The organism is Protofrankia sp. CiP1_Cm_nod4 (assembly GCF_982290645.1).
This window is the reverse complement of sequence record NZ_CEVIVC010000046.1, coordinates 34,579-36,414: the sequence shown is the minus strand read 5'-3', so window position 1 is coordinate 36,414 and position 1,836 is coordinate 34,579. Positions and strand designations below refer to the sequence as shown.

Sequence of the window (1,836 nt, the reverse complement as noted above, 5' to 3'; positions counted from 1 at the left end):
ACGGCCCATCGACTGTAGCCACAGCCCCACGAGGACGACGCCCAGCCCGCCTGCCCCCGCCCTTGCCACTTCGTGCACCCTGAGCCGCACGCTCAGTCCGAATCCGGTCCAGCAACGCGGACGCCGGTTCGTCAGCGGGATCCTGCGGGACAAGTTCTCCACTGAAGGCACGCTGCAACAGAGCGCTCCGCAATCTCTCCGATCGTGCCAATGCGATATCACCGGTTTTGGACAGGCGTATGGCTCCGGTTACCATCGCGTCTACGATATCAAGCGTCTTACGTTGGACGTCCAATGGAGGAATCGGCACAGGAATCCTGCTAAGAATTTCAGAGCTAAGATTATACTGGCCGGCGGACGATGCGGAGTAGTTTTCGATGGCTTTTCTCCAGGGTGGACTCTGCGTGACCATCTGGACCCACCGGGGTTCTACAAAACCCTGTGTCAGGCAAAATCTTATCAGATAGGAGGCGAAGGCGTAGGGTAGCTCATCCTCAACTACCCCTACGCGGCCGATCAGATTTTTGCTACCGTTGGTCCGCACAAAAAGAAGATCTCTGGGGGCTAGGGAGAAGCGCGTGAGGTCGAGAGTTGAGTCAACAGCATTCTTGATATCTGACAGGTCGATGGATCCACTCTGAATGTTGGGTATGCGGAGCACGGGGTAGCCGGGGGCTCCGTAGTCACATTTTGTGGAAGTTCCGTAGCCAAAACTGTGGCACAAATCCCCGAGGCTGATAATTGACCAGTTTTTCGGGGCTGTGTACCCGGGGATGCGAAAAGACGGTGAAGGCTTCCAGCGACGACTGGCCTGTGACCGAGTGGCTTCCTGGACGGAAGATTCGTTGACTGCCTCATCATCCCGAATTGGGCGGCTGAAGTATCCCGACGCGGCACGCCCATACAGCGTTGAAATAAAACGTTGAACTTTTTCCTCTACCAGTTTGAGGCTAGAAATTCCTGCGTCGAGGCGGGAGAGGTGCTCTTCGAGGGATTCGACGATGCGGTGCTGCTCCGCGAGCGGCGCTATTGGGATCTTGATGCTCTTCAGAGAGCTGCCCGAAATACCCGCCTGGCCTGCGGTCGTTTTAATGTGCTGCCGCAGTTTTTTATTTATTTCGGACCATGCCCATGCGTAGCAAACGAAGCGACTACTTATCTCTGTGGATAGTTTTACGCGTATCAATTTATCAGGGTAGGAAATCGTCGGAGTGTTATCTGGAACTCGGGCACACGCGCCAACAAGGTTTATATTTCCGTTGTATCTGGTAAAGAGAAGATCTCCGGGTTCGGTAAGTCCATCCTTTTCCTCGATTTCATCGAGGGTCATGCCTGTATAGCGAAGATCTGAGAGATCTAGCCGCATGGGGCGCACTGCGCTGATGCGAAGGATGGGAATTCCGTCTGGAGTAGCGCTGGGTCGTGAGATATAGATTCCATTTTTGACGGAGGTTGCTACTTCCCCAAGCTCAATCCATTCCCATTCCGGATGGATGGCAAACTCGCTCAAGCCAGTTCTCGATTCAGTTCGGCCAGGAGGGCGCGGGCGTTGCGGCTCGGGAAGGCGTGGGCGAAGCCGCGGCCGCCGCCACGGGCCTTGAAAGGTTCGTGTTTGAAATCGTCCGGGCTGATGCCGGCGCTGGTGGCTACCACGGTGCGGATGGAGGTCAGCCACCAGAGCTGGTCGTCGGTGAAGGCTGCTCCGGTCTGGTGCTGGCGGTGTAGCCAGGTGTCGAAGCGGTCCTCGACCGTTGCCCGGTACGGGCGGAGCTGTTCGTCCACGCCCAACTCATACCTGATGAGCGAGATCAGGTCGGGGATGCCCGCCTCGCGTCC

2 protein-coding genes are annotated in these 1,836 nt (G+C 56.7%); both read right to left on the bottom strand.

What is annotated here, in order from left to right; all coding sequences use genetic code 11:
• A partial coding sequence (locus AC5LSR_RS11320; RefSeq protein ID WP_493468429.1) for a restriction endonuclease subunit S occupies nucleotides 1-1,510 on the bottom strand: 1,510 nt, incomplete at its 3' end.
• A partial coding sequence (locus AC5LSR_RS11315; protein ID WP_493468428.1) for a type I restriction-modification enzyme R subunit C-terminal domain-containing protein occupies nucleotides 1,507-1,836 on the bottom strand: 330 nt, incomplete at its 5' end. The genes AC5LSR_RS11320 and AC5LSR_RS11315, both read right to left, overlap by 4 nt.